The following is a 24,182-nucleotide window of genomic DNA, read 5'->3' on the forward strand; positions in this document are numbered from 1 at the left end:
TTGACACAATCTCAACCCCACAACCCATACGCGTGTCGGCTCATCTGAGCCGGCACGCGTTATTTCTTTTTTGGGGTTTTGTTATCGATTTTGGTGACGCGCCCGCCTTGTGTTTCAATCCAAGCAACCCAGGACGCGGCGGTTTTGCCGTTACAGGTGAGCAGGAAACGGTCCGCCGGGGCTTCGGTTGGCCGGCTAAACCAACCGGTGCGGTCCGGGTCGGCCGCGATGTGAATCGCCACCGCGCCGTCCTCCGCAAAAATCCTTTGCTCGGTAGGCAGTTGGCTCGCGGTCAAACCTTCGAAACGAATGGTTTTTAATTTGCCGCGCCCCTGTCCTGGTTCCAGGTACCCGCTGATGAATTCAAAGGAGGCGTTCGACCAATCACAAAAACCGATCAACGCGTCCATTGACTGGAAACACAAGTGGATCCGGTTGTCGTCGACGCCCTCGCTGTCGTCAAAAGGCAGTGCGATCACACCCCCTCTTTGCGTCAAGGCCGGATGAAGCTCGGGAAAAAGGGGTTCCGCCGCCAAGGGCGTTGCCGGGGCAATCAGCAAGCGCGGGCTCTGTTGCAAAGCGACCGTGACCAGGTGCTGGACCGCAAAACGGGAAAAAGTTTCGGCGACCCGCATCGGCGCGGGCATGTCGCTGTTTAAACCCAGAACGGGTGGGTCCGCCGTCGCATCGTCCAAATCCAAGTACCACACGGAATAGTGGTCGTCGCTGAGAATCAATGGGCAACGCGGGATCAAGGCATGCGGAATGCCGAGTTGGCCCATGTGGCCTCGTTGACGGTTGAATTCGGCTTCGCTGCATGTCGCGGGTTTTTGCAACACCGTCGCGAATGCCTCCATAAAGCCGATACGCTGCCAAAAAGCGGCCACGTCTTGGGGAAGCCCCGAAAGGGTGTCGACGGATTCACGGTCCTTGGGGTAACCCTTGAGTCGGTCACAAAGAAAATCATAGAGAGCGTCGAATCGATTCACCATGCTGCTCCTGAACGCGATGGATGATGGGGGAAACGGTTCCATTTAAGCCGAGGAACCGCTTCCCGCCAAGCCTGGATTTTCGTTACCCCGCATTTCTCACGAGGATTCGTCGCGAGAAGCTGAAAGCCTTGTGATTACGAAGATTACGACCAAGCGCAAACGGAGCGGGGCTGACCATTCGCGGGGCTGACCATTCGCGGGGCTGACCATTCGCGGGGCCGACCATTCGCGGGGCCGACCATTCGCGGGGCCGACCATTCGCGGGGCTGACCATTCGCGGGGCCGACCATTCGCGGGGCCGACCTTTCGGCGTAGCAGCGCTACGTCGAGGATTGCTCGACTGAGTAAAGCGGAAGGCCGCCCCCTCGTAATCGCATGGGTTGCCCCGCGGCAGAACGCCTCGTGAGAAATGCGGGTTAGGGGCAGGCGGTGTGCACGTTGCGGGGAACCACCCGCAGGCGGATATCGTTGTCGGCCAAAACCTGGCGCAGGTGGGTCAGCGAAACTTCGCAACCGGTGCCGCCCTGGTGGCAGGGTGGGAAACGGATTTGAAGCGTCACCGTGGTGCCGCGGAACTGACCGGGATTGTGCATCACGTAGGAGAGCGCACGCATTTCGGCGTGGCACCAGTTGCCCATCGGCCCACTCCGCGTGTGCTGCCGAACGCTTTGGTGGGTGGTCGCATGACCCGCGGACCAATTGCTGACGCCGTCGCCCCAACCACTCACAAAGGCGGAGCGGTGACCTTGGGGCGTGGTCAATATGGCGGAACACTTTTCGCTCGACAGCGGTACCACGTTGCCGGTGTTGGGATCGGTCATGACGCCGTTGCTGTCAATGTTATAGGGACCACCGCCGGCGAGACCGTAGGGATCCATCCAGGTCAGTGGATTGTGGGCGTATTGGTAGAGGTGGTTGTTGCCGTTCAGACCGAGTGGGTCTTCCGAGGCATATAAACCTTGATCCGGCATGTAGTAGCGAAACCAGTTGTAGGCAAAACCGCTTTCTTCATCGAGCCATTGGCCTTGGTAGCGGGCGGGTTGTACCTCGGCGTCGGGGCTTCCCTCATGCTGGAGCAGGCCGCCCCAAGTATCAAAGTGGCCCGCCCATTGTACCTGGCCGCCGCCGTCGACCCACTCTCGGGTCAGGCCGATGGGTTCGTTGACCGCGTAGGCGCGGCGGCCTTGGTGGGTTACGGCCAGCGGGCTGAAGGTGTGTTCCTCCCGCAGGAAGCTGGTGACTTCCTCCGCGCCGTCGCGTTCTTCGATGACGTGGGCCACCGTGGTGGTGTCCCAAACATAACGGGTTTTACCGGCGGGCCCTTCCTTGCTGATGCGGCGACCCAGAGGATCGTAAGCATAGTGGTGAGAACGACCGTCGGGTGCGTCGATTCGGATCAGGCGATCCTGACCATCCCAATGGTAGGTCCAGGTTTGAGGGGTGCCGTGCGCATCGATCTGCTCGCGTCGGCACAGGCGACCGGCACGGTCATAGTGGAAGCGGGTATTGCCGTCCGCTTCAATGCGGCCACCCGGCCCGTAATGTCGGGTCCGGTTTTGGTGCACCCATTGTTTGTTGCCGCCGGCGTCGTATTGGTATTGTTCGACGCGTTGCCCATTGCGGTGAATGATCAGGGGTTGGTTTTCGGCGTCGAATTCGCGCCGCACCTCGCCCCAGCGGGCGTCTTGGGTTCGGATCGGGTTCCCGGCCGGATCGTATTCGAAGGCGCGATGCATGCTGGGTGCCTGACCGGGTTGCGGTGTCAGCAGCTTTTGGCCCGCCACCAAACCGTGGTCCCCGTAATGGGTACTCAGCAGGCCGCCGCCCGGCAAACGGCGCTCGATTTCGCGACCGAGTGGATCGCGGTAAAGGTGCATCGCGGCTCCGGCCAGATTCACCTCGGTGATTTGCGAGTTGGCGTCATAGCCGAATTTTACCCAATCGCCGAGGGACGTTTTACGGGAGATGCGGTCGGAAAGCGGATTGAACTGGTTCTCAACAAAATGATCGCCCTGGTGTTCCCGTAAAACTTGGCCGAAACAATCCCGTTCCCAGCGAACGTCGGTATGGGCGTTGGCGGCGCGGGTCAGGTGATGGCTGGGTGACCATTCGAATTCAACTTTGTTCCCATCGGGCAAAACCTTTTGGACCAAACGGCCACCCGCGTCGCGGTGGAGCTCGATGCGTTCGTCCTCACCATTGATGATGGCGCGGCACATGCCCGCTTTGTCCCGTTCCATCGCCAGTACCGAGCCGTTAAAACGGGTTTCGCGGACGCACCAACCGTCGCTGTCAAAAAGGTAGCTTTGGGTTTCGCCCATTTCATTGGTTACCGCCAACAGGCGGTTGGGTTCGCTATCCCACTGAAAGCGGCGGCTGTTCCCGCTTGCGTTGGTGACGGCGAGAAGGTGGCCGTTCACGCCGTAATCGAAGCGCACCTGATGGTTGCGACCGTTGGTCACTGATTTCAAACGGCCCGCGTAATCCCAATCGTAGCGCTCACACATGCCGTCGGGGCGTGTCGTTTGCAGCAGGCGACCCTCGAAGTCGTAAGCGTGTCGGGTGGTGCGGCCACTGGGATCGGTGAAGGCGATCATGTTCTGAAGTTCGTCGTATTGGAACTTGGCCCAGTTGCCCAGCCAATCGCTGTGCGCCACGTTGTTGCCGCGTTCGTCGTATTGGAACTTTTGTACCGAACCCATCGCGTTGACCACCTTGACCAGGTCGCCGGATGCGTCGTGGGTGTAGGTCCAGCGCGCGCCATTGGGATCCGTTGAGGCGGCCAGGTAACCCCGTTGGTCGTATTCACGGGTCCAGACCCGACCCTCCGCGTCCGTCATTTGAGTGGGCAGGTGGAAGGTGTTGTAGGTCACCTGGTAGCAACCACCTAGGGGGTCGGTGACTTGGGTCAGGCGACCCAACGTGTCGTAACCCAGTGTCATCTGCCCGCCCTCGGGATCGATTTGTGCGACCAAGCGGCCGGCCTCGTCAAAACACCAACTGTGCTGCGCACCGGAAGGCGCCGTGCGGGTTTCGACTTGGCCGCGGTCGTTATACTGGAAGGTGGTCACCTGATCGTGTGAGTTGGTGACGCGGGTGGTGCGGGCGTGGTCCGCGTATTCAAGCCGGGTTTTCTGATAATTGTCGGCGCCGACCGAATAAATGCAGCGCTGCTGTTCGTCGTATTCAAAGGTAAAGGTTCCCATACCGCGCGGGGTATCTTCAATCATCAAACCCGCGTCGTTGTAAGCATAGCGGTCGGCGCAGTTGGTGGGATCGTAGGCCGCGACCAAGCGACCCGCGGCGTCGTATTCGTAACGTGCCACTGAGACCTCGTTGCCGCCGTAGCTGGTGGTTACCGCCGCCAAACGGCGTTCGCCGCCCGCGTGGGTGTACACAAAACGAAAGGTGCGTTTTTCGCGGCCTTGGACGAACCGGTTGGGAAAACCTTCGCGGTCGTAGTGGCATTCCAGCCGCCAACCGCTGGGATTGCTGATGCAGGCCAGGGGCATCACCGCCTCGTCATTGTCATCCTCAGGCACAAACAGGTAGTAGAGGCGTGGCTTGTCTTCCGGTCCGTAGCCGAGCACCTGGTAAAAACCATTGACGCGGCACAGTTCCAAACGGGATTCCGGCTGAACCAAACGAAAGGTTTCCCGATGATCGAAGCTGTCGTCATCAATGTCAAAGGTGTGGGTGACCCCGTTGCGGTCGTGGAAGGAAAAACCGTCCAAATCACGGGTAAGCGTAATCTGAAAGGAACTCGACCAGCCCTGGCCGAGGTAGGAAGGGGTTTCCTCCAGAGTGTCGGTGCCGTAGCGGCGGTCCCAAATCAGTGGGACCGCGCCACCGTAGCTAAAATCATTGCGGGTGGTGAAGACCACACCACTGGCGACGTCGATGGGGTGGCCGACGGCCTGGCGCCCCTTCTTTTCTTTAGACATAAAACACGCTCTCTAAAATAATGCGGCGTTGGTGGCGGCGACGGAACATTCATCGACACCGGTGGGCGGGTGAAAGTGGAAAACGGTTACTTACCGCCGGGGCAACCCGCGCAGCGGGAACGACCGGCTGTGCCTTGCTTGCGCGAACGCAAGCCTTTGACAAGCTTAAGCAGGCCTTTGGCAATGTCCATCCAGGAAGGCATCGGGAAGCCGCCGATCAAGACATTGGGCGAACCCATGGTGATCATGCCCGGCGTGCCCGGCGGTACCGCCAGGTCTTTACCCATCGAAGCCGTTGCCGCCATGGCGGCGGCGTCGGCGGCCAGCTGGGCGGTGGCCATGCCCGCGTTGATGCCGAGCGCCGCCGCCATGTGGGAATTGTCCGCTTGGACGGCTTCAATACCGTCACCGACCGCACCCAGCGCGGAAGCGGCCATCCCGGCGAACATCAAACCCTTCATCGCTTTTTGCGCCGCGGCCGCGGCACCCCGTGCGGCCGGATTGCTGGACGGCACCGGTTTACAGTGAAAGGTAATGTCGCCGGCGCGGGCGGCGCGGGCACCGCCGATGAATACCTTGGACGAACCGGTTGTGATCTCGAAAAAAGGCGGCAAACCACAGCAGGTGGGTGCGAGGCCGATATCGCCGGAACGTGCGGCGGGCATCCCGTTAATCAACACCTGGACCGAGGTTCCCAGCATGACACTGCCGATGGAGGGCAATGGCGTGGGCGGAATCGGGGGCGGCCCGCTCGGCGGGTGGGCCACGTGGGCGTGGGGCGCACCGATGGCGAGGGAACCCAAGGTTGCCGCGGGAAAACTGGGCAGGGCTTGGGCGACCACGTTGGTTGCTTTGGCAAAACCTTCGTTCACCAGCATGATCCCTTGGTGGGGCAAAGTGACCACGGCGTTAATGCCGTTGGCCACATCGTGCAGCGCGTTGGTCGGTCGGGTTGCCGGCTCGGGGCGCGGCGTGGCGGGAATACCCATGATTACACCTCCACGGGTGGGTGCAGCTTGATGGTCCGCAGCTCTTGGTCCACCGCGGATGCTTGGTCCCGTTGGCGCAACGACTTGTAGCCGCGTTTAAGGTGTTTCAGGTTGACCTCGAGCAGGCCGTCCATGGTGCAGTTCCGACACAGGGTGACCGCCGTTTCCCAATGGGCGACGGCACCCTCGTAATCGCGCTGTTTCTCGCGGGCCAAACCTTGTTTTTCAAGCATTTGCGCTTTGCCCTCGGCGTCGAGCAGGTGGGTGGCCAAGGCCTCGGCGTGGGCGTAGTATGCTTCCGCCGTCACGTAATCCTTCATTTTGAAATGCACGTCACCCAGGTTTTTGACCACCGTGTAAAAGACCACGTGGCTGTCGCTTTGGGTCACCTCGTGAACCGCACATTCGTAGTAATGCTGGGCTCGGTTGAGTTGATTCTTGCGTTGGTGAACGTCGCCCAAACCGTTGAGCACCAGCGCCTGCATGCCGTGGTCCTCGGTACTTTGATAGTAGCCGAGCAATTGGTTGAACTTGCGCACCGCGGCCTCGCTCCGATTGTAGGCGGCGTCCCGTTGCGCCAGTTGGAGCAACGCGTGCATGCGCCGTTCCATCGGAACGCTTTCGTCTTCGAATTGGTCGCGGTTGGCCTGTTCCAGCGCGGCCGGGCTGAAATCGACCGTGAACAATTGGACGCGGGGTGTTTGGGCCAAACCGTTGCGGTAGCGTTTGGCGCGGGGATGGTCGCGCAGCACCAAGCGCACGTTGCGCATCCAACACTGCACGCCGTCGTGGGGCGCGAGGCTGTCGATGAGGCCGTACCAAGCGCCGTGGTCGTGGATCTCCGTGGGGAACATCACCCACACCAGACGGTGGCCGCCGCCGCAGGGAATTAGGGATCGGCTGTATTTGATCGCGCCAAGCAAACGTTCGGCCGGTGTTCGCGTGCTGTCAAACAGCGCCTCGGGTGGGCTGGGAATGGGGTCGCGTTGCTGTTCGGCCAACCATTCGCAGGCGAGGCGGTGTTCCTCGCTCAAACGTTCCAGCACGATGTCGACGAAGGCGCCCGGATGGTGAAAGGGATCGGCAAACAGCAAAAAGACATCGCTGGACGCGCTTTGCTCCACGTCACGCAACACCTTGAGGGCCACGGGCACGTCGTTGTCGCTGCACTGGACCAGTTGCATCAGGTCACGGCGTTGCTCGACGAAACAAGCGAAGCCGGCACGGGTGTCGTTAAACAGTTTTTCCATGGCTTCAACCTCCTTTGATGTTTAAGGATGGTTGTTGGTTGAGGAATGGGTTTTGGAAGGGCGATGGATCGGGTCGACACGCGGGTATAAAAGCGGACGCCCCCGTAAAGGAAATGAATGGGTTCATACGGAAACAGCTCCCTGGATTATATAAGGAAACCCACGCGAATAGCCGCGCGGGCCGGCCCGCATTTCTCACAAGGGTTCGTCGCAGAATTCCTTGTGAGCAATGCGGGCTAGGAACGGGCTCCCATAGAGTGAAGTGGTGGATCACCGGCATGGGTTGCGAAAAAAATGGTGAAAACCGGTCAGTCATTGTGGTAGAGCGCGTATTTCTTCCGAAAACTAATTGATGTGGGCGTCGATTCGATAAGCCAAGTATGCATTCCGGTTCAAATGACAGCGGCACTGACTGATCCAACGCGCGGATGAGTCGGTGACACCATGATGAGGTTTACCCATGGCTTGGCTTGATCGATTCTCCTTGGCCTTTAAATTCAATGTGTTGGTCCTTCTTTCCGGTCTGGTTTTCCTCGGCTCTTACCTGATGCTGTCGCGGGGGTTGACGCCGATTAGTGACCTCTGGTCCGAATACCAGGATCAGGTGGTTGCACGAAACACCAAGATGACAGGGATCAAACGGTTATTGGGTTTCGGCGGCCTCATCCACAACCAAAAAGATTTTATTTTGCGACGTGATGAACGCTATTTTACCGCCGCGGATCAATCCGCCAAGGAAGCCATGCAGCTGCTTGGCGCCTACACGAACATCGAAGGCCTTAGTCAGAAAGAACATGCGGCGGCGGACGAACTCAAAAAGGTGGTGGCCGCTTACCAAGAGGGGCTGGTCATGATTGAAGCACTCCACCAGACCCAAATTCCCTCGGCCATCATTGATCGGTTGATTATTGTTGACGACCGGCCGGCTCTGGAAGCTTTTGCCGAAATGGAAGCGGCCTACCTGGGCAAGACCAAGGACTTGGGAACCCGCCTGACCAAACGGATTCGCCTCGCCCTCAACCAACTGGCAGTGAGTTTGGCTCTGGGTTTCCTGGCCATCGCCGTTTTCTGTACGCTCTTGCGTTTTGCGGTGGTCGGCGGCATTAACCATGTGGTGGTGTTGCTCAAAGATTTGGCCGAGGGTGAAGGCGACCTGACCCCGGTGATGGCCGAACGACAAGACACCGAAATAGGGCGCTTGGGTTGGTGGATCAATCGTTTCCTTGAGAACCTGCGTGCTTTGGTTGGGAACATTCGCCAAAATGCCCGTGATCTCAACCACGCCGGCAACCAACTTTCGGCTTCCGCCAGTCAGCTCAGCTCGGGTTCGCGGCAAATGTTGGCCACGTCAAACGCGGTCGCCGATAACATGAACAAGGTCAATCACAACTTGGAGGCGATTGCTGGAACCACGGAAGAGTTCGACCAGGTCGTGCACCTCATCGCGGGCGCCGCCCAAGAGATTACCGCCACCACCGATGCGGTGCAGGATTCCGCGCGTACGGTCCGTGGTTTGGCTTCCGATGCCGGAGATGCCGGACGTCACGGCCGCGCCAGGGTCGCTGAAATGGAACAATCGGCCGAGGAAATTGAGTTGGTGACCCTGTTGATACGGGATATCGCCGAGCAAACCAAACTCTTGGCCTTAAACGCGACCATTGAAGCGGCACGCGCGGGTGAAGCGGGTCGGGGTTTCAGCGTTGTCGCCGGCGAAATCAAACAGCTTTCATCACAAAGCACCGAGGCGGCGGGCCAAATTTCAGCCCAGATTGAAACGGTCCAAAGTCGCGCGAGTGAGGCCGGCTCGGCCTCGGAAGAAACCAGCAAGGCCCTGACCAATGTCAACGAAGCGATGCACACGATTGAAGGTTCCATTGCCGAACAAGCGACAGCTACCGCCCAAATCACCAAGCAGATTCACGACGTGCGCCACGGTGCCGACACCTTAAACCAATCGATACGCCAGATTTCCCAGAAATCCCAAGAGGTAAGCGAGAAAATGAATCAGGCCGGGCGGGTCGCTCAGGAATCAGCGGATAACGTGGTCATGATCGATGAGGAAATCCAAAGGTTGCTGGGCGTTTCAGAAAGGTTACGCGCGCTGGTAGAAAAGTTCAAAATCGACGAAACGACACCAACGGATGCATCACTTTAGGGTTTGAACCGCAAGGAAGAAGTTGTAGCGCAGCAGGTAATAGACGTGACCGGGTTTGACCATCCCCACGCTGTTCCGCCAAGCTTCAAAGGTTTCGGCACCCTGATCATAGCTGCCGTGAAGCACCTTCAGCTCGCCCAGAATGATGAGTGAAAGGTCAAACACATCCTCCGGCGAAAGGTTAGCAAAATCGCTAAACGGCGCAAATTCAATGGGTTGATAGCCTGCCGATGTTTGGTAATAGCGGGCGATTTCGGCGTAAAGCGTGAGTTGGAATGCGAAAATATGTTGGGGTGTGATGTTTTCGGCGGCCTCCTTGGGTAGCTGAAAAGCATCACGCTGTGTCCCACGGGTCTCGGCCAGGTTGGTCAAGATGGGTTGGATCTTGGTGTAATTCAGCATGAATACCCGGCTCGGTCCCCAATAAGCGGTTTTTTGGGTTTGCCCGGCGGCGGTTTTGAGCGTGTGGGAAACAGCACGCAGCATTTGAAAAACATCCGAGGGACTTTTGCTTCCCCGTGATCTTGGGGCGGCGGTGTATTCGCCGCGTTTTTTGAGATCCTCGGCGACCTCATCGAGCAAGCGGTACACATCACCGGGCCCAATGGTTTTGGTGTCTCGATTGAGGAGGCCGTTGATGCGGGCCTGATTGGTAAAGCCAGGGTGCAATTGCCCGTATTCGAGGTGGAGATAACACACTTTTTGATAGACATTCCGCGGCTTAATGGATTGGCTCAGGGGGATTTTCTCAAATGTTTGGTTGATGTCGTAAGCACGTTTCACCGAGTAATTGATATCGGAAGCTAATCGGTGAACATCAGTCGGGGTGATTTGTGACCACAGGAACGGGGAACTCAAAAAGAAGGCCCAAAAACCTAGGGCTAATCGAATGACGGTCCCATGAAACATCGCTCCCTCCGCGCTGGTGACTTAACCAAGGAGTCGGCCAACCATCCGAGAAGCTTGAATCATCGGGCGGATTCTTTACCCGACCGCGCGGGATGATTCGCGAGATTGGTGCAGGCTTAAAAAACGACCGACCTCAATAATGCGCCAGACCAGAGCGAGTTCCTGCGCGGCCGTATTAAAAAAGGTGCCGTCTCGGGTGGGGATCGGTTCTTCCGAGAGGGCGGCAAAGGCGCGGTAGCGGCTCAGCTTGGCATAGTGGGTAAGCCAGGCCGGCCTGAGGTGATCGAACACCACCACATCGCAACCGACCGCTTCCCAGGCGTGGACTTGATCGCGACTCGGTGGTTGGTCGCCGGTTACCTGGTGGGCGGTGATGTGGTTGAAACCGAGTGCTTTGAAACGGGTAAGCAGTTGTTCGACGGGTGCACTTCCGATCACCACGAGGTGGCGATGACGGAGCCAATCCAGCTCCGGGACCAACGCGTTGGGAAGCGTATTCAGGTGTGTGGCGGGATGCCGCGATGATGGGTCGAAACGCCGTTGCTTGAGGCGTTCAACCGCCAACCAGACCACCAGCCAGAACACCAGGCCAATCAACACAAATGCAAGGCCGTGTTCTTTGCGCACACGGGCATTTTCCGCGATGAGCGCCAGGCGTTCGTCGCGCATACGTGCGTTTTTTTCCAACTGGTCCAGCCGGTGATCAAGGGCGCGCACGTCCTTCTTCACGTAGGACCAGGATCGGTTAAAGATGTCCCGTTGTTGGGCCCCTTTAGCAGCCAAATCTCGTTTCACCAGGTGAAGATCACGTGCGCTCACCTCGCAACGATGCGGCTCGCGTGGATTGGCCGACGGTTCAACCGGTATTTGAAAAGCGATAAGCATGAAAGCGAGGGTAAGGGTTGGCACGGGAGGCTCCTTCTCAAGAGGCCGGGATCGGTCCCGCCTTGTTGGTGCCAAGGCGGGAAACGGATGCTGCTGTTGCTATGAATGGGGCGCGGAAAAACCGAGGGTGCCGTCCGGCTTCGGATTTCCGGTTGTCGGGTCTTCCGGCTCGCGACGGGGCGCGGAAAAACCGAGGGTGCCGTCCGGCTTCGGATTTCCGGTTGTCGGGTCTTCCGGCTCGCGACGGGGCGCGGAAAAACCGAGGGTGCCGTCCGGCTTCGGATTTCCGGTTGTTGGGTCTTCCGGCTCGCGACGGGGCGCGGAAAAGCCGAGGGTGCCGTCGGGTTTCGGGTTACCGGTGGTCGGGTCTTCCGGCTCGCGGCCTTGTTGGCTCGCGCTAACGGTGGTGTGATTATCGACGGGATCGTTGTCCAAAGAATGGTTCAAAAGAGGCCTCCTCTCCATAACAGGGGATTGAAATAGGTACCCGACCGCGGGCGGTTGGGCGTCTACTTCACTAAAAGTCTGTTTTTTCGCAAAAGTTCACGGAAAATCAGGGATTAGGAGTTTTCGGCGCCCGGTAAGGGCCGGGATCACCGTTCAGTACAAAGGGCGCCCAGAAACGAGGATCCCGAAAAGCGGCCTGCCCGCGTAATTTGAGGCGTGCACGACGGACGGCCTCGTCGGCGGCAAGTCCCTGGTTTAAGAAGCCTTCGTAAAAAGCGCACATAAAGACCCGACCGGCGTTATCGTCAACCTTACGCAGGCCGGCAAGTACCCGGCGCGCACCCGAACCCAGAAAAACCTCGTCCAAACCCAGTGCACCTTCGCCGAAAGAAATGTCGCTGACCCCCGAATAACACGCACTGAGGGTAACCAATTGGGCCTTAAAGTCCATGGATTGAATCTCGGGAATGCGCAAGATGGTGCGGTCGTTCCGATCATCCGGGGCAAAAATCAGGCCCTTGACACGGGTACCCAACCCTTTAAAGTGCGCACTAGTCTCGGGTTCTTCGGCGCCGCCGTATGGGTTTTCCCCGTGGGTCGCAAAGTGGATTAGATCGTAATCGCCCGCATTTAAGTGGTGCCATTCCGTCAGGGTTGCCTCGTTTTGGGTGCGCAGCGTGGATTGTGCCGCGGGAATCCATTGCTGCAAACAGGCCGCCTCGTGCGCGGTCTCGGCCAAGGGCGCATAGGCCTTAGAAAAAGCGGGATTGGCAAAAAGCAGCAACCGCCGGGTCGCCGCCACACGCCGCTCGCGTTGCATCAGTGACGCAAAAGTGATCGAGGGATGCATGCTTGTGGTTGCAATGTCGACCAGCGCGTGCGTTGTTCCCGGAACCGTTAGCATATTAAAGGGCAAATTGTTCAGGTGATCGTCGGCCACAATCAGCAAGCGTCGTGGGTTTTGGGCATCGGCATTTTTCAGAACCGTGTCAACAATAGGTCCGAGCAACAGCTCGCCAACGGCCGCGGCGGCGTCTCCCAAGGCCTCGGGATGATCACCCGGATCTTTGTGAAAGTACTCAAAAAAGAAGGCGAGTTCCGTGATGATTTCATTTCTTGGCGGTAATCGTTTCATCTCAAACGTTTCGCTGGTGATAATCCATAAAAAACTGTTCGGGTCACCCAGGTGATAGACCAGCATCGCGCCGTCCCACTGCTTCGAAAGCGCAAGCGCTGCCGAGGCGGGGTCTGGATGTTCGATAAAAGGATCGTTCGAATGGTTGAAAACAGGTTGACCCTGAAGGGTTTCAACGACTTCTTGAATGTGGCCGAGCCGTTCCTGAAGCGCCCTATCGGTGCGCCCTTTGCGGTGGAGATCCTCGCGTCGCTCGTACAGTTCACCGCGTTCAAGGCGCAACGCCGAAAGGGTCGCCTGGTCTTTTCTGGAGATTTGTTTTCGGTGTTGGCGGGAATGGTACGCCTTCACTAGGTAACGGGCTTGAAACATTTCAAAAATACGCAGGGCTTCCAGGTCAAAACCGCGTTCGGGATGGTCTTGATGGAATTGGTAGAGAAGGTCCAAGGTGAAGGCAATATAATCCTGGCGCGGCCCCATAAAGCTCAACCCCGCGGCGGGGTCATCCATCGCCTCACGCAAAGCGTGGAGGGTTTGTAGCGCCTGTTCGGCTTGACCAACCGCCTGTTCCTGGTCGCGCATTTGTGCATGAATGCGGGCTAACAGAAATCCGGCATGCAGGGTTTCAAGTGGCGCGGATTCGGCATCGTAGATTTCCAAAGCCTTCTGGGCATAGTCACGCGCCTCATACAAATTCCCCTCCTGAATACCAAGTTCCGCCATGTTGAGGTATGTCGCCGCGCGCCGGTCCCCCACGGCGGACTTGCTTTCCAGGTAGGTTTGGTAATACTCGCGTGCCGCTTCGAAATTTTTCAGCCGGAGGTTAATGGAACCGAGACGATCATAAAGCGGGTCTGCATAGTTGGGAAGATTGCGTTGTTCCAGTTTTTCGATCATTTCTGTCATGATCTCATCAGCAATGCCGCTGTTTCCGAGAAGATGATTGGACCATGCGGTTTCACTTCGGGAGAGGTAATGGTTTTGTATAGGGCCGATTTCTTTCCAAAGTTCGGCTGCCTGGCCGAAGTAGTTTTGGGCCTCATCCATTTGCGCCAAACGATTGGATAGCAGCCCTAGGTCGTCTAACTGCCGCGCGGTACCACGCCGGTCCCCCTTGGCTTTGAGATCGTCAAGCGCTTCAAGCATCATGGATTTTGCTTGTTGGAAGCGACCTCGTTGCATCAGCCAATGGGCGTGGTTGCTGCGTAAGCGTCCGAAAAGGTGGCTTTGATTGCTCAATATCCCGAGGTGGTAGGCGTGATCGAGATGTTCACCGGCACGGCCCATCTGATTGAGACGACCCGCGGCCCGCGCCGCTTTGAAGCCGTAGAGCGCGGCCGCGGCGTAATCCCCGTCTTGTTCAAAAGCGAGGTGCGCCTGGCGAAGCGCCTCGTAAGCTTGCGGTTTGTTGCTGACCCGGCCCGCGAGGAAGGCGATTGTTTGCCATACCCGGGCCCTGTAGGCGGGGGGCCATCCACTTTGATCGGTTCGCGCTACATGCTCTTGAAGCTCTTGGAGTTTTTGTGCCGGTTTGTCCCAGCGCGTGGTTTGAATACCTCTCAAGTCAGGAATTAGCTCGGGCACCAACAGCTTGTTCGCGACACCGGATGAAACTTCCAAACGGTAGCTCGCTTTTTCGCTATCCGTTAAATCACTGACAACCTTCAATTCAAAGACGCCGTTGCGGTCCGCTTCAATCTGCAGCCATTCTTGACCCCAGCTTCCATCCCAGTGGTCCATGGTGACTTGGACTCGGCCGTCGGGGCCGACCCACTGCAAAGAAACATCAACCAGGTGTTGGTCGACCCGAATTTCGAGACGCGCCCCTTTTTCGAGGTCCAGATGGTAGCAATGGGTTTGTTTGGGTTTGATGGCAATCGGTTGGTTGCGATTGGGAAGAGGGTGGCAGGTGTGCGAGGGAGGCGCTTGGTGGCAAGCCGCCAGGTTGATGAGAAAAACAAACACAGCGATGGCAGACAGCCGCATGAAAAGTGCTCCGCGGGGGAAGGATGCCGTCATTCTATCGCAAGTTATCTTTCAGACCCTATTCTGTTTTGCGAAAAAGTTATCTGCTAAAACAAGGAAATGATTTCACCGTAAAATTGTTTTTTTGTCGCTAGTTGGAGATAGTCGTGGCGATGTCTGTATGCGCTGCTCTGCTTCAAGGTCCCTTTTGGTAACGAACCAAAAAGGTTGCCAAATTGGCATCGTTGTTGTCGCCGCGAGCCACGTCGATCCGGTACACGCCCGGCGCCTGAAACGCTTTTCTGCTGACCGAGAACGCCAGCAACCCAGGTGGAGGCACCAGGCCCGTCTTCAGCTTCTTCCTTTTCCCAGCCTGGTCCGATTTGATGAAAATATCGACCGTTTCCGCGCCTTTCGGGTCGAAGGAGAACGCGATCAGGTGCACCTCGTCTTGACCATCGCCGAAAAAGAGGGGTTGGATGTGACCCGCGCGGACAACCTCATCGGTTTCGAGTTGATGGTAGAGGGGCGTCGCGGTATTGCCGCGGTTTAAAGGGGCGGCAATACCAATCAACAAACCGACCACCAAGGCGGCGGCTACCGGAAGAAACATCGCGAAGCGGCGCCGCGGTGCGGGGTCCGCGGGGGCGTTGTTCTCTTGATTCCGATCTACCGGAACGGCGGCCGTTGCGGCGGATTCGTCTGTTTCCGCCTCTTCCGTCAGGCTGAAATCCAGCTCAAAATCCAGCGGTTCTTGGATCGTTAAGAACTGGTCACTGCAGGTGCGGCAGCGCGCCAAATGGGCGCGCAGTTCCTCCGCCTCGGCTTCCTCCAAGTCGCCGAGGGCGTAATCCGTCAGCGTTTCCAATGAAGGATGGGCGTCGCAGTTTTTTTCAAATTCCGCGGCCCTCTCCTGGAAATGTGCGGCGAGGGTCATGGGTTCTTTACTCACGTGTTGCTCCTTGATGAGGAAGATTCATCGGCGGCGTTGTTTTGGTCGAGGTCGGGGGCTTGGGCTTGTTCCCATTGCCGAACCGCTTTGCGAAATTTATTGATGCGTGATTTAACCGTCCCGGCCGGCACGTTCATGATTTTGGCCGTTTCGTTAAGGTCGCACTCGCGGAGGAAGTAGGTCTGGACGGTCAGGCGCATCGGGGTCGGTAGTTCTTCAATATAGTCGGTAATGCGTTGCAAACGCTCGCGCACCAGGAAATCGCGCTCCAAATCTTGGCCTGGGACAAAATCGGTACTGTTTTCCAAGGCGTCGATCGGCACCACGGTCCCTTTGCGTTTGACACGGTTTTGATCGCGCATGTGGGTTTTGAGGACATTGCGGGCGATGCGCCACAGCCAGGGGCCGGGCGATTCGGGTGTTTGTAACTTATGCCAGTGTAAGGCTGCGTTTTTGAGAGTGATGGCCGCCAGGTCTTCGGCAAGGAAGGTATCGTGGACGCGGCGGTCAAAGAAGGAAACGAAACGTGGGAAATAGGATGCATAGACATGGTTGGGAAATTGACGGGGTTTGCTCAAAACAGACTCTCCAGCGTGAACGGCAAGCTTAGATATGAAAAACGCATGAAGCAAGACAACTAAAAAGGACGGGCAAGGATGGGTGGATGATGGTTTTCGAATGCCGGCCACCGACCATCGTGGCAATGAGCGGTCGGGGTCGTGAGGATAAATTACGGAATTTTTGATATTTCGTTGTTCTTTCTATTTACCTAAGCAGGGAAAGTTGGCGAATCGGTGCAAAAAACTTTGAAAAAGTTACTTTGTTCTCCGTGATTGCTTCGTTGACTTTTCTCGCTTTGGGTTAATTCGTGCAAATCGGGATTAGACTCAGGTTTTTGATAAGGCTGGTGGAACTGTTGCCGTTTGCCGGTCCCCTCACCCAACCAAAGGTTGCCTTTCGTTTGTTTCTCGCGGAAACCGCGGGGAATGAGTTGAAGGGCGTTCTCCAGATGGATCCTGCTCGTTTTGGTCCACGCAATGTGCCGTTATGGGTGGAGAACACCCTTTTTCGGTTTTGGTTCACCGGTTTTATGCAACGTGTCCTTTTAACGGGAATAGTGTGTTGGACGGGGTTGTCTTTCTTGTGGTGATGCCTGCCAAAGGGTGAAGACATGGGGGATGAATGATCGTGATCACGACGGTTTTGTTAACGACGCTGCTTTGGACGTCGCCGGTCGAGGTACCAAAATTGGTGGTTGTTTCGGTAGACGGCGGCTCCGACCAATTGGTGGACGAATTATTGGCGCGTGGTGTGTTGCCGGCCGATGGTGCTTTTGGGCGAATCGCGCGTGAGGGAAAGGTTGCCGACTACCTTCGGCCCGTCAATGTTTCCTCAACCGCATCTTCCCACGCAGCCCTCTTCACTGGTGCGTTACCAGGAGATAACGGTATTGTTCTCAACCGTTTCCTTGGGGTAGACCAACTTGAGGGACGGCCGACAAGTGGTTTTGTCGCCGCACTTGACGCCGACACCATTTTTCAGGCCGTCAAACGGGCGGGCATCAAGGTTGTCTGTGCCACGGCTGTAACGGTGGATGCGACCGGCGAAGACCGAAGCTGTAGTGAGACCATGCCGTATCCAAGCCGTTTGGCCGACGCCGCGCGGATTGTGTTTCATCCCGCGGGTGAGGCGCGGGCGCTTGACGGCCGGCCAGGGTTGTGGCAACCCGTCGAAGCAGTCGGTGAGACCGCGGCCGCCATCCCGTGGTTTGCCGGCGAGGCGACCCCGCTGGAGCTTTGGTTGCAGCAGGAAGGTGAACCAAAATTGCTGGTGAACCACGCTTTGGCGGAGAAAGCGGTGGTGTTAAAACTTAACCAATGGCAGTCACAACGCATGTGGCGCGGCACAAGCCTGATGGAACCCTGGCTGCGTTTTGATCGGGTGGCCGATGGGTTTCGTCTTTATTTCGGCCAGATTTACGGATTCCGCAATGCCGACGACGCCTTCATGCAAACCATTTTCAAAACCCTCGGCGGTTGGCCGGGCGAACCCGATCACCGCGCGCTTGCCGACGGGGTGATTCGCCTTGACGAATGGCGCGATCAGTCCGTGCGTCAAAACGAATATCTGCGCGGCATCACGCACCAGGTGCTGCAACGCAAGGATTGGCAGGTTTTGTTCACCTACCTGCCCCACGTCGACGATACCCAGCACCATTTCATGCTGCGGTCGCCCCGTCAACTTGACTACCACGCGGAGGGCGGCGCACGGCGAGCGCGTTTCCAAGCGGAAATCGAGGCGGCCTACCAACGGGCCGACACATGGCTGGCCGGTTACATGGACGCGGCCCCGGCCGGGACACGTTTTTTGATCATTTCCGACCACGGCGGCACGCCGACCCACCATGTCCTGTTCCTTAACCAATGGTTGGCCGACCAGGGATTCGCGGCCGAGGGGAAACCGTCGGTGCGGGTAACCTCCGCCGGTCCATCGGCCTTTTTCTATGTGGATGGTGCGGATGCCAAAGCCCAACAAGCCACCATCGCGGTCCTTACGAAAAAGCTGAAAACACTTCAAGATCCCGATACGGGGGAGAACCTGTTCGAGGTGGTCAAGCAACGCCATGAATTAACGTCGTTGGGTTTGTTTCACCGGCAACGATCGGGGCAGGTTTTTGTGAGCGCGCGGCCTGGCTGGAGTCTGAGCATGCGGGTGCCGCCGAGCAAAGGTTGGTACCTACCCAACAGCTACCATCGCGACAGCTTGGCAGGAGCGGGCTTGAGTCGCGCCGATCAGGATTTTATGCTGCATCGCGGGTTAAACGAAGGCGGCGTCGGGGTTCATGGGCACTTAAGTCACAACCGCATGGTCCATGGCTTGTTTTATTTATGGCAGCCGGGTGTCGCGCCTGGTCCCTTGGGTGTGGTTGATGCTTTACAGGTAGCACCGACCATCGCCGCCTTGCTGAACATTCCCCCGCCGCGCCAGGCCAAAGCCAAACCCGTTGGGACGACGTTCCCTTAATGCGTGCGATCACTCCCAAAAAAAGAAAAAGCGGGGGCGGGTCGTCCGCCGGTAACCAACGACCCGCCCCCGCATCGGGGGGAAAACAAGCGCTGAAAAGAGTTAACCCGCAATTCTCACAAGGAATTCTGCTACGGCATTGAAATAGCTGCGATGACTTAGGTTACTTGGTCGGACAAGCCTCGACGTAGCGCTGCTACGCCTGCGTTTGCCCTCGGTCGTAACCTGTGTCCTCATAGCGATTTCAAAGCCTCGCGACGAATCCTTGTGAGAATTGCGGGTTAGTTCAGAGGACGCGTCGCTTTTAAGGTGAAGCGCGCGGCTTGGACATCCCGTGCGTTGGTTCCAATGAAGACTTCAAAGTCACCGGGTTCGGCTTGCCACTTGCCGTCGCGGGTATAAAACGCCAGGTCCGCCGCCGTGAGGTTGAAGCTGACTTTTTGCGTGGCGCCCGCCGCCAAGCTGATTTTCTGGAAACCCTTGAGTTCTTTGACCGGCCGGGTGCGGGTGCCGACCAAATCGCGAACGTAAAGCTGGACGACCTCGCTGCCGGCGCGTTTGCCGGTGTTGGTGACCGTGGTGGAAACGGTCAGCGTGCCGTCAAAGGCGATTTCCTTGTTGCTCAGGGAGAGGTCACCATAGGAAAAGGTGGTGTAGCTGAGGCCGAAACCGAAGGGAAACAAGGGCGCGTTGTCCATGTCGGTGTAGTGTGACCAAAATACCAGCCCGTTGGGGTCGGGTCCGGGTCGACCGGTTTTTTTGTGGTTGTAATAAAGGGGCAGTTGGCCGACGTGGCGCGGGAAAGACATCGGCAGCTTGCCGGAGGGATTGACGTCACCGAAGAGGATATCGGCGACGGCGTGGCCCGATTGCGAACCCAAGTGCCAGGCTTCAACCAGGGCCGGCGCCATCGCGGCCACCTCGTCGAGCACCAGAGGGCGACCGTTGCTGAGCACCACCACGATGTTGGGGTTCACGGCATGCACAGCCTTCAACAGGTCCATCTGCACCCCTTTGAGGCCGATATCCACCTGGCTGCGGCCTTCACCGGATTGGAAGGCCTCCTCGCCAAGCGCCATGACCACGGTATCGGCACCACGCGCGGCCTGAATCGCCGTGTCAAAACCGGAGCGATCATCGTGGTTGAGCGTCAGTTCTTCGACGAAGCTGCGCGTCCCGACGCCGAGCGGGGCACCTTGCGCGTAACGAACCTCAACCTCTTTACCGACCGCGGCACGGATGCCGGCCAGCAGGGACACCGCTGAGTTCGCCACGGCTTTACCGCGCCAACTGCCGAGTGGTGAATCCGTGTCGTCCGCCAGGGGACCGATTACCGCAAGCACGCCCTTGTCTTTGCGCAGGGGCAGCAGGTTGTTGTCGTTTTTGAGCAGGACCACGGATTTGGCGGCCACATCACGGGCGGCGGCAAGGTGTTTCTCGTTGTAAATCAAGGCTTTTTCACGCTCGGGATCGCTGTAACGGTAGGGATCCTCGAACAGGCCGAGCTTGGCCTTGAGCAGCAGCACGCGGCGAACGGCCTCGTCGATCACGTCCTCGCCGACCAGGCCGGATTTGACCATCGCCGGCAAGTGGGCCAAATACGCGCTTGATTCCATATCCATGTCGCTGCCCGCCGTGATCGCCAGGAACGCCGCTTGATTGAGGTCGGCCGCGGCGCCGTGGGGCACCAACTCACCGATGGAACCCCAATCGGAAACCACCATTCCCTTAAAACCCCATTCGCCTTTGAGGATCTGGCGCTGTAGGCGGGTGTCGGCGGTGGCGGGAATGCCGTTGATTTCGTTGAATGCGTTCATCACCGTGGCGACGCCCGCGTCGACCGCGGCTTTGAACGGTGGCAACACCACGTTGTGCAGGGTGTCCTCGGTGACTTCGGCGGTGTTGTAATCGCGGCCCGCCTCGGCGAAGCCATAACCCGCGAAGTGTTTGGCACAGGCGGCGATGGTATCGGTTGCGCTGAGGTCCTTGCCTTGGAAACCGCGCACGCGGGCGACCGCGACCACGCTGTTGAAGTAGGGATCTTCACCGGCGCCTTCCATCACGCGGCCCCAGCGGGCGTCGCGGGAGACGTCCACCATGGGTGCAAAAGTCCAGTGTAAACCGGCGGCCGAGGCCTCGACCGCGGCGATGCGGGCCGACAACTCAATCGCTTCCAAATCCCAGCTTGCCGCCTCGGCGATGGGAATAGGGAACATGGTTTGGTACCCGTGGATGACGTCAAAGGCAAACAACATGGGAATGCCGAGCCGTGCGTTTTTTACCGCCAACTCTTGCGCCCGCCGGGTGGCGGCCACGCCGACCACGTTTAACATAGAGCCGACCATGCCGTTGCGAATATGGTCCAGGCGTTGTTTGCCGGCCTCATCGCCCGGCGGTGGGCCGGTGATGTCGAAGGTGCTGCTGTATTGGTTGAGCTGCCCGATTTTTTCTTCCAGGGTCATTTTCTGAAGCAGTTCATTAACGTGTTTCATGTGGTTGGGTTCCCCCGCGAGCGAGCCGACCGGGGCGGCTAACAAGCATAATAAGATCGTGAAATGGGTGATTAGGGTACGCATCATTGCTCCAATACCGGTGGCGCCAAGCCTGCCGAGGGTGACCGCCGCCGCCCACGGAGGAGCCCGGCAACGGAAAAAATTAAGGCCGGCCGTATGTCGCCACGCCCGGCCCTCGGGTTAAAAGTCGTAGGAGATTCGCAGGCCGTAGGTGCGCGGCATGCTGAAGCTGCCCTTGGCCACGCCTTCCGCTGCACCGCCCCAGTACTGAACGATCTCATTGGTCAGGTTGTAACCGTAAACCTCAACAACCCAATCCTTTTGGAAGAAACGGATGCCGCCGTTAAGGGTGGTGTAGGCCTCGCGTTTGTCGTCGGTGAAACGAATGTCTTCATCCGCGATTACGAAATCCAGGTCATCGACGTGTTTGTCGACGTTCCAAATGGTGAGGTAGGAATCGTCTTCCCAGTGGACGGTGGTCCAAGGTTGAATCGTGCCCAAATCACCGAGGATGAAGGCGTGTTCCGCGGTCAAGTGCAGCTTGTATTCGGGTGAAACGGCCAGTTCGTTGCCCTTGAGGTTCACTTCCAACAAGCCGTTGTTGGGGTCGATGGATTCCTCGTAGGATATGCCGAAGTAGGCAACGGGATCGTAGTCCCATTTGGTGATCCAGTCCTCCGTAATCTCCGTGTCCAACCAGGTTGCGTAACCATAGATCCGGCCGCCCGTCCAAGGGACCAGATCGTATTCGAACTCAAAACCTTGGATTTCGGCGCCGGGGACGTTTTGGGTGTAGTACGCGGTGAGGGGGGCGGTCACCCAGCCGAAGGTGGGCTCGCCGTTTTCGTCGAGGATGATTTGGTTGAGGCTGTCGCGCAGTGCCTCCCAGCGTTCGGTGAAGGCCACCGCGCCGACCGAAGCGTACTGCATTTGTTCGTAATCGGAGAAGAAGTAGGCGCCGCGCAGGTTCATGCGGCCGTCGAGCAGACGGGTTTTGAAGCCGAGTTCCAGGGTGGTGACTTCCTCGGGATCAAACGCGGTGGCGACATGAATCTCTTCGCCGGTGCGGGGGTTGGTATCGCGGAACACATCGCCGATCCCGCCCGCTTTAAAACCCGTGGCCAGGTAGCTGTAGAGCAGGGTGTCCTCGTTCATGTCGTAATCAACCCCGAGTCGCCAGTCGTTGTGGCTCCAAGAACCCTTGTTGTCGTTGGCGTTGAATTCGGGATAGATGGCGCGGTCGTGCCAAATGTCGGTGGGCAAATCGTTGAGCGCGAAACGTTCCCACCACCCGGGAGCGACACCGTTGTCATTGTTGCCAATAAAGGTACGGCCGCCGACGTCTTCCTTGGTTTCGTCGCTGTGACGCAAGCCGACGGTCAGGTGCAGACGATCATTGACGGCATAAGTCCCTTGACCGAAGACGGCCCAGGCGTCGCTTGCACGGTTGGGTTGATCCCACAACGACTTGTCGTTAATAGGGTTGTCGTAATAACCAAAAGTCGAGGTTTGCTCGTGGAATACGTTGGCGCCGACGATAAAGTTGAACTTCTTGTCGCTGTAAGACTGGAGCTGAACCTCGTGCATATAAGATTCTGAACCGGTCCCCGGCAGGAAGAACATGGCGCCGTCCCAGGCGTTCAGGCTTTGTTCCATGTCCTGCGCCGATTCGCGATCTTGGTGCTCGTAACCGGCTTGGTAGATGAAGGTTAGGTCGTTGTTGATGTCCCAGGTCAGGTTGGAACGCAGGTATTGGATGTCCAGGTAAAAGCGACCGGGTACGTTGACCACCGCTTGGTAGGTGTCGTCCTCGGGGAACAGTGTTGAGGCGTCCGAAAGCCCAATGACCGCGCCCGTTTCATCGCGCACGGGACGGCCGCGCAGTTTTTCGGCGTTCACCAGGTCGACACCACCGGCGCTGTTGTTGCGGAACTTTTGGTAGCTCAGATCGAAGGTCACATTGTCGGTGGCTTTGTAGCGGCCGCTCACGCGGAAGGCGTATTCGTTGGCGTTGAAGTAAAAGTCGCTCGGGTCGGCGGGCACCAATTCGCGGATGTTGGGGTCGCCGTTGGCGAAGCCGATCCACCAGTTGGAGTGTTGGGTACGGGTGTAACCGCTCGTGGGGTTGATCACGTCGGCGTCCGCGACCAAACCGTTGATGTAGCGTTGATCGTATTGGTTGGGATCCCAATAGCCGTCAATGTAGGAGTCGCGTTTGTAGTAGCGGCTGGCGACGCGGAACGCGAAGGTGTCGGTAACCGGCATGTTGAACATACCCTGCATTTCCTTGGCGTTGTAATTGCCGGGTGCGACGGTGACTTTGCCGTCGATGCGGTCAAACTTGGGTTTGGCGGAAATAATATTGATGTTGCCGACGGTGGAGTTGCGGCCGAACAAGGTACCTTGCGGACCGCGCAAAACCTCGACCCGTTCGTTGTCGAACATCATCGCCAGCACACCTTGCATGCGCGGCGAGTAAATCCCGTCGAGGTGGACGCCGACGGCCGGATCACCCAATTCTGTTTCGTTGGTGGAGCGCACGCCGCGCATGGAAATGATCGGGGTGGATTGGCCGTTGATGGTGGCGATATCCATGTTTGGAACCATGTTGGCCAGGTCGCGCACCGTTTGCACGCCTTGTTGGTCGAGGGTGTCCTGGTCGAAGGCACTGACCGCAATCGGGGTTTTCATGAGGTCGGTTTCAACGCGCGTGGCGGTAACCGTAACCGATTCAATGATGCGGCGTCCGTCTTTCGCTTTCTTTTTGTCTTCGTCCTCATCCTCGTCCTTCTCCGCCTGTTGGGCGGTTTGTTCCAGTGAAGGTTTGTCGGCGGATGGGTCGGCGGCAAAAGCCGGTGGAATGGGGAAAATCATCAATAAACATAGGATGGTAAGCAATAATTTGCGTTTCATGATGCCCCCCCGGAAATCATATCAAGACCGATCAGCGGTCCAAAAGCATTCGCACTCCTCATTTTTTTCCTCCAGGAAATTCGTGGTCCGTCAGCGGGATGTGGTGATG

14 protein-coding genes are annotated in these 24,182 nt (G+C 57.9%); 2 read left to right on the forward strand and 12 right to left on the reverse strand.

Going from position 1 to position 24,182, the window contains the following annotated elements:
* Positions 1 to 59: 59 nt before the first annotated feature.
* The 4 genes from J3U88_RS18470 to J3U88_RS18485 form a co-directional block, all read right to left on the reverse strand.
* Complete coding sequence (locus J3U88_RS18470; protein WP_207860418.1) at positions 60 to 992, reverse strand: hypothetical protein; 933 nt, start codon at positions 990 to 992, stop codon at positions 60 to 62.
* A gap of 416 nt (positions 993 to 1,408) precedes the next feature.
* Positions 1,409 to 4,936 (reverse strand): RHS repeat-associated core domain-containing protein, encoded by a 3,528-nt coding sequence (locus J3U88_RS18475; protein ID WP_207860419.1) that lies wholly within the window; start codon positions 4,934 to 4,936, stop codon positions 1,409 to 1,411.
* Between the two features lie 86 nt (positions 4,937 to 5,022).
* On the reverse strand, positions 5,023 to 5,925 hold the full coding sequence (locus J3U88_RS18480; RefSeq protein WP_207860420.1) for a PAAR domain-containing protein: 903 nt from the start codon (positions 5,923 to 5,925) through the stop codon (positions 5,023 to 5,025).
* A 2-nt stretch (positions 5,926 to 5,927) separates the two neighbouring features.
* Positions 5,928 to 7,175: a tetratricopeptide repeat protein gene (locus tag J3U88_RS18485; RefSeq protein WP_207860421.1), complete on the reverse strand. Its 1,248-nt coding sequence runs from the start codon at positions 7,173 to 7,175 to the stop codon at positions 5,928 to 5,930.
* A gap of 460 nt (positions 7,176 to 7,635) precedes the next feature.
* Here J3U88_RS18485 and J3U88_RS18490 point away from each other — a divergent pair, with 460 nt between their 5' ends.
* Positions 7,636 to 9,330 carry a methyl-accepting chemotaxis protein gene (locus J3U88_RS18490; RefSeq protein ID WP_207860422.1) on the forward strand — a complete coding sequence of 565 codons (1,695 nt, stop codon included), beginning with the start codon at positions 7,636 to 7,638 and terminating at the stop codon, positions 9,328 to 9,330.
* Here the strand turns inward: J3U88_RS18490 and J3U88_RS18495 are convergent.
* The 6 genes from J3U88_RS18495 to J3U88_RS18520 form a co-directional block, all read right to left on the reverse strand.
* Positions 9,322 to 10,239 (reverse strand): hypothetical protein, encoded by a 918-nt coding sequence (locus tag J3U88_RS18495; protein ID WP_207860423.1) that lies wholly within the window; start codon positions 10,237 to 10,239, stop codon positions 9,322 to 9,324. The two genes, J3U88_RS18490 and J3U88_RS18495, sit on opposite strands and share 9 nt — an antisense overlap.
* A 75-nt stretch (positions 10,240 to 10,314) precedes the next feature.
* Positions 10,315 to 11,148, reverse strand: coding sequence for a hypothetical protein (locus J3U88_RS18500; RefSeq protein WP_207860424.1), 834 nt, complete (start codon positions 11,146 to 11,148; stop codon positions 10,315 to 10,317).
* A gap of 75 nt (positions 11,149 to 11,223) precedes the next feature.
* On the reverse strand, positions 11,224 to 11,571 hold the full coding sequence (locus tag J3U88_RS18505) for a hypothetical protein (protein WP_207860425.1): 348 nt from the start codon (positions 11,569 to 11,571) through the stop codon (positions 11,224 to 11,226).
* A 106-nt stretch (positions 11,572 to 11,677) separates the two neighbouring features.
* Positions 11,678 to 14,692, reverse strand: coding sequence for a CHAT domain-containing protein (locus J3U88_RS18510; protein ID WP_207860426.1), 3,015 nt, complete (start codon positions 14,690 to 14,692; stop codon positions 11,678 to 11,680).
* Between the two features lie 175 nt (positions 14,693 to 14,867).
* Entirely contained in the window at positions 14,868 to 15,623 is a 756-nt protein-coding gene (locus tag J3U88_RS18515; RefSeq protein ID WP_207860427.1) for a zf-HC2 domain-containing protein, read from the reverse strand.
* Positions 15,620 to 16,201, reverse strand: a complete 582-nt coding sequence (locus J3U88_RS18520; protein WP_207860428.1) for an RNA polymerase sigma factor — start codon at positions 16,199 to 16,201, stop codon at positions 15,620 to 15,622. The genes J3U88_RS18515 and J3U88_RS18520 overlap by 4 nt, the downstream gene beginning before the upstream one ends.
* Positions 16,202 to 16,805: 604 nt before the next feature.
* Between J3U88_RS18520 and J3U88_RS18525 the strand changes: the two genes are divergently transcribed.
* Entirely contained in the window at positions 16,806 to 18,647 is a 1,842-nt protein-coding gene (locus tag J3U88_RS18525; protein WP_207860429.1) for an alkaline phosphatase family protein, read from the forward strand.
* Between the two features lie 281 nt (positions 18,648 to 18,928).
* On the opposite strand, the gene bglX is transcribed toward J3U88_RS18525, so the two are convergent.
* Both bglX and J3U88_RS18535 read right to left on the reverse strand, forming a co-directional pair.
* On the reverse strand, positions 18,929 to 21,139 hold the full coding sequence (gene bglX / locus J3U88_RS18530; RefSeq protein WP_207860430.1) for a beta-glucosidase BglX: 2,211 nt from the start codon (positions 21,137 to 21,139) through the stop codon (positions 18,929 to 18,931).
* Positions 21,140 to 21,340: 201 nt separating this feature from the next.
* Complete coding sequence (locus J3U88_RS18535) at positions 21,341 to 24,073, reverse strand: TonB-dependent receptor (protein WP_207860431.1); 2,733 nt, start codon at positions 24,071 to 24,073, stop codon at positions 21,341 to 21,343.
* Positions 24,074 to 24,182: the final 109 nt, after the last annotated feature.

It is taken from the genome of Acanthopleuribacter pedis (assembly GCF_017377855.1).
GTDB lineage: Bacteria > Acidobacteriota > Holophagae > Acanthopleuribacterales > Acanthopleuribacteraceae > Acanthopleuribacter > Acanthopleuribacter pedis.

Coding starts and splice junctions, on each gene's coding strand:
- J3U88_RS18470 (WP_207860418.1), bottom strand. CDS start 992: ATGGTGAATCGATTCGACGCTCTCTATGATTTTCTTTGTGACCGACTC.
- J3U88_RS18475 (WP_207860419.1), bottom strand. CDS start 4,936: ATGTCTAAAGAAAAGAAGGGGCGCCAGGCCGTCGGCCACCCCATCGAC.
- J3U88_RS18480 (WP_207860420.1), bottom strand. CDS start 5,925: ATGGGTATTCCCGCCACGCCGCGCCCCGAGCCGGCAACCCGACCGACC.
- J3U88_RS18485 (WP_207860421.1), bottom strand. CDS start 7,175: ATGGAAAAACTGTTTAACGACACCCGTGCCGGCTTCGCTTGTTTCGTC.
- J3U88_RS18490 (WP_207860422.1), top strand. CDS start 7,636: ATGGCTTGGCTTGATCGATTCTCCTTGGCCTTTAAATTCAATGTGTTG.
- J3U88_RS18495 (WP_207860423.1), bottom strand. CDS start 10,239: ATGTTTCATGGGACCGTCATTCGATTAGCCCTAGGTTTTTGGGCCTTC.
- J3U88_RS18510 (WP_207860426.1), bottom strand. CDS start 14,692: ATGCGGCTGTCTGCCATCGCTGTGTTTGTTTTTCTCATCAACCTGGCG.
- J3U88_RS18525 (WP_207860429.1), top strand. CDS start 16,806: ATGATCGTGATCACGACGGTTTTGTTAACGACGCTGCTTTGGACGTCG.
- bglX (WP_207860430.1), bottom strand. CDS start 21,139: ATGAAACACGTTAATGAACTGCTTCAGAAAATGACCCTGGAAGAAAAA.
- J3U88_RS18535 (WP_207860431.1), bottom strand. CDS start 24,073: ATGAAACGCAAATTATTGCTTACCATCCTATGTTTATTGATGATTTTC.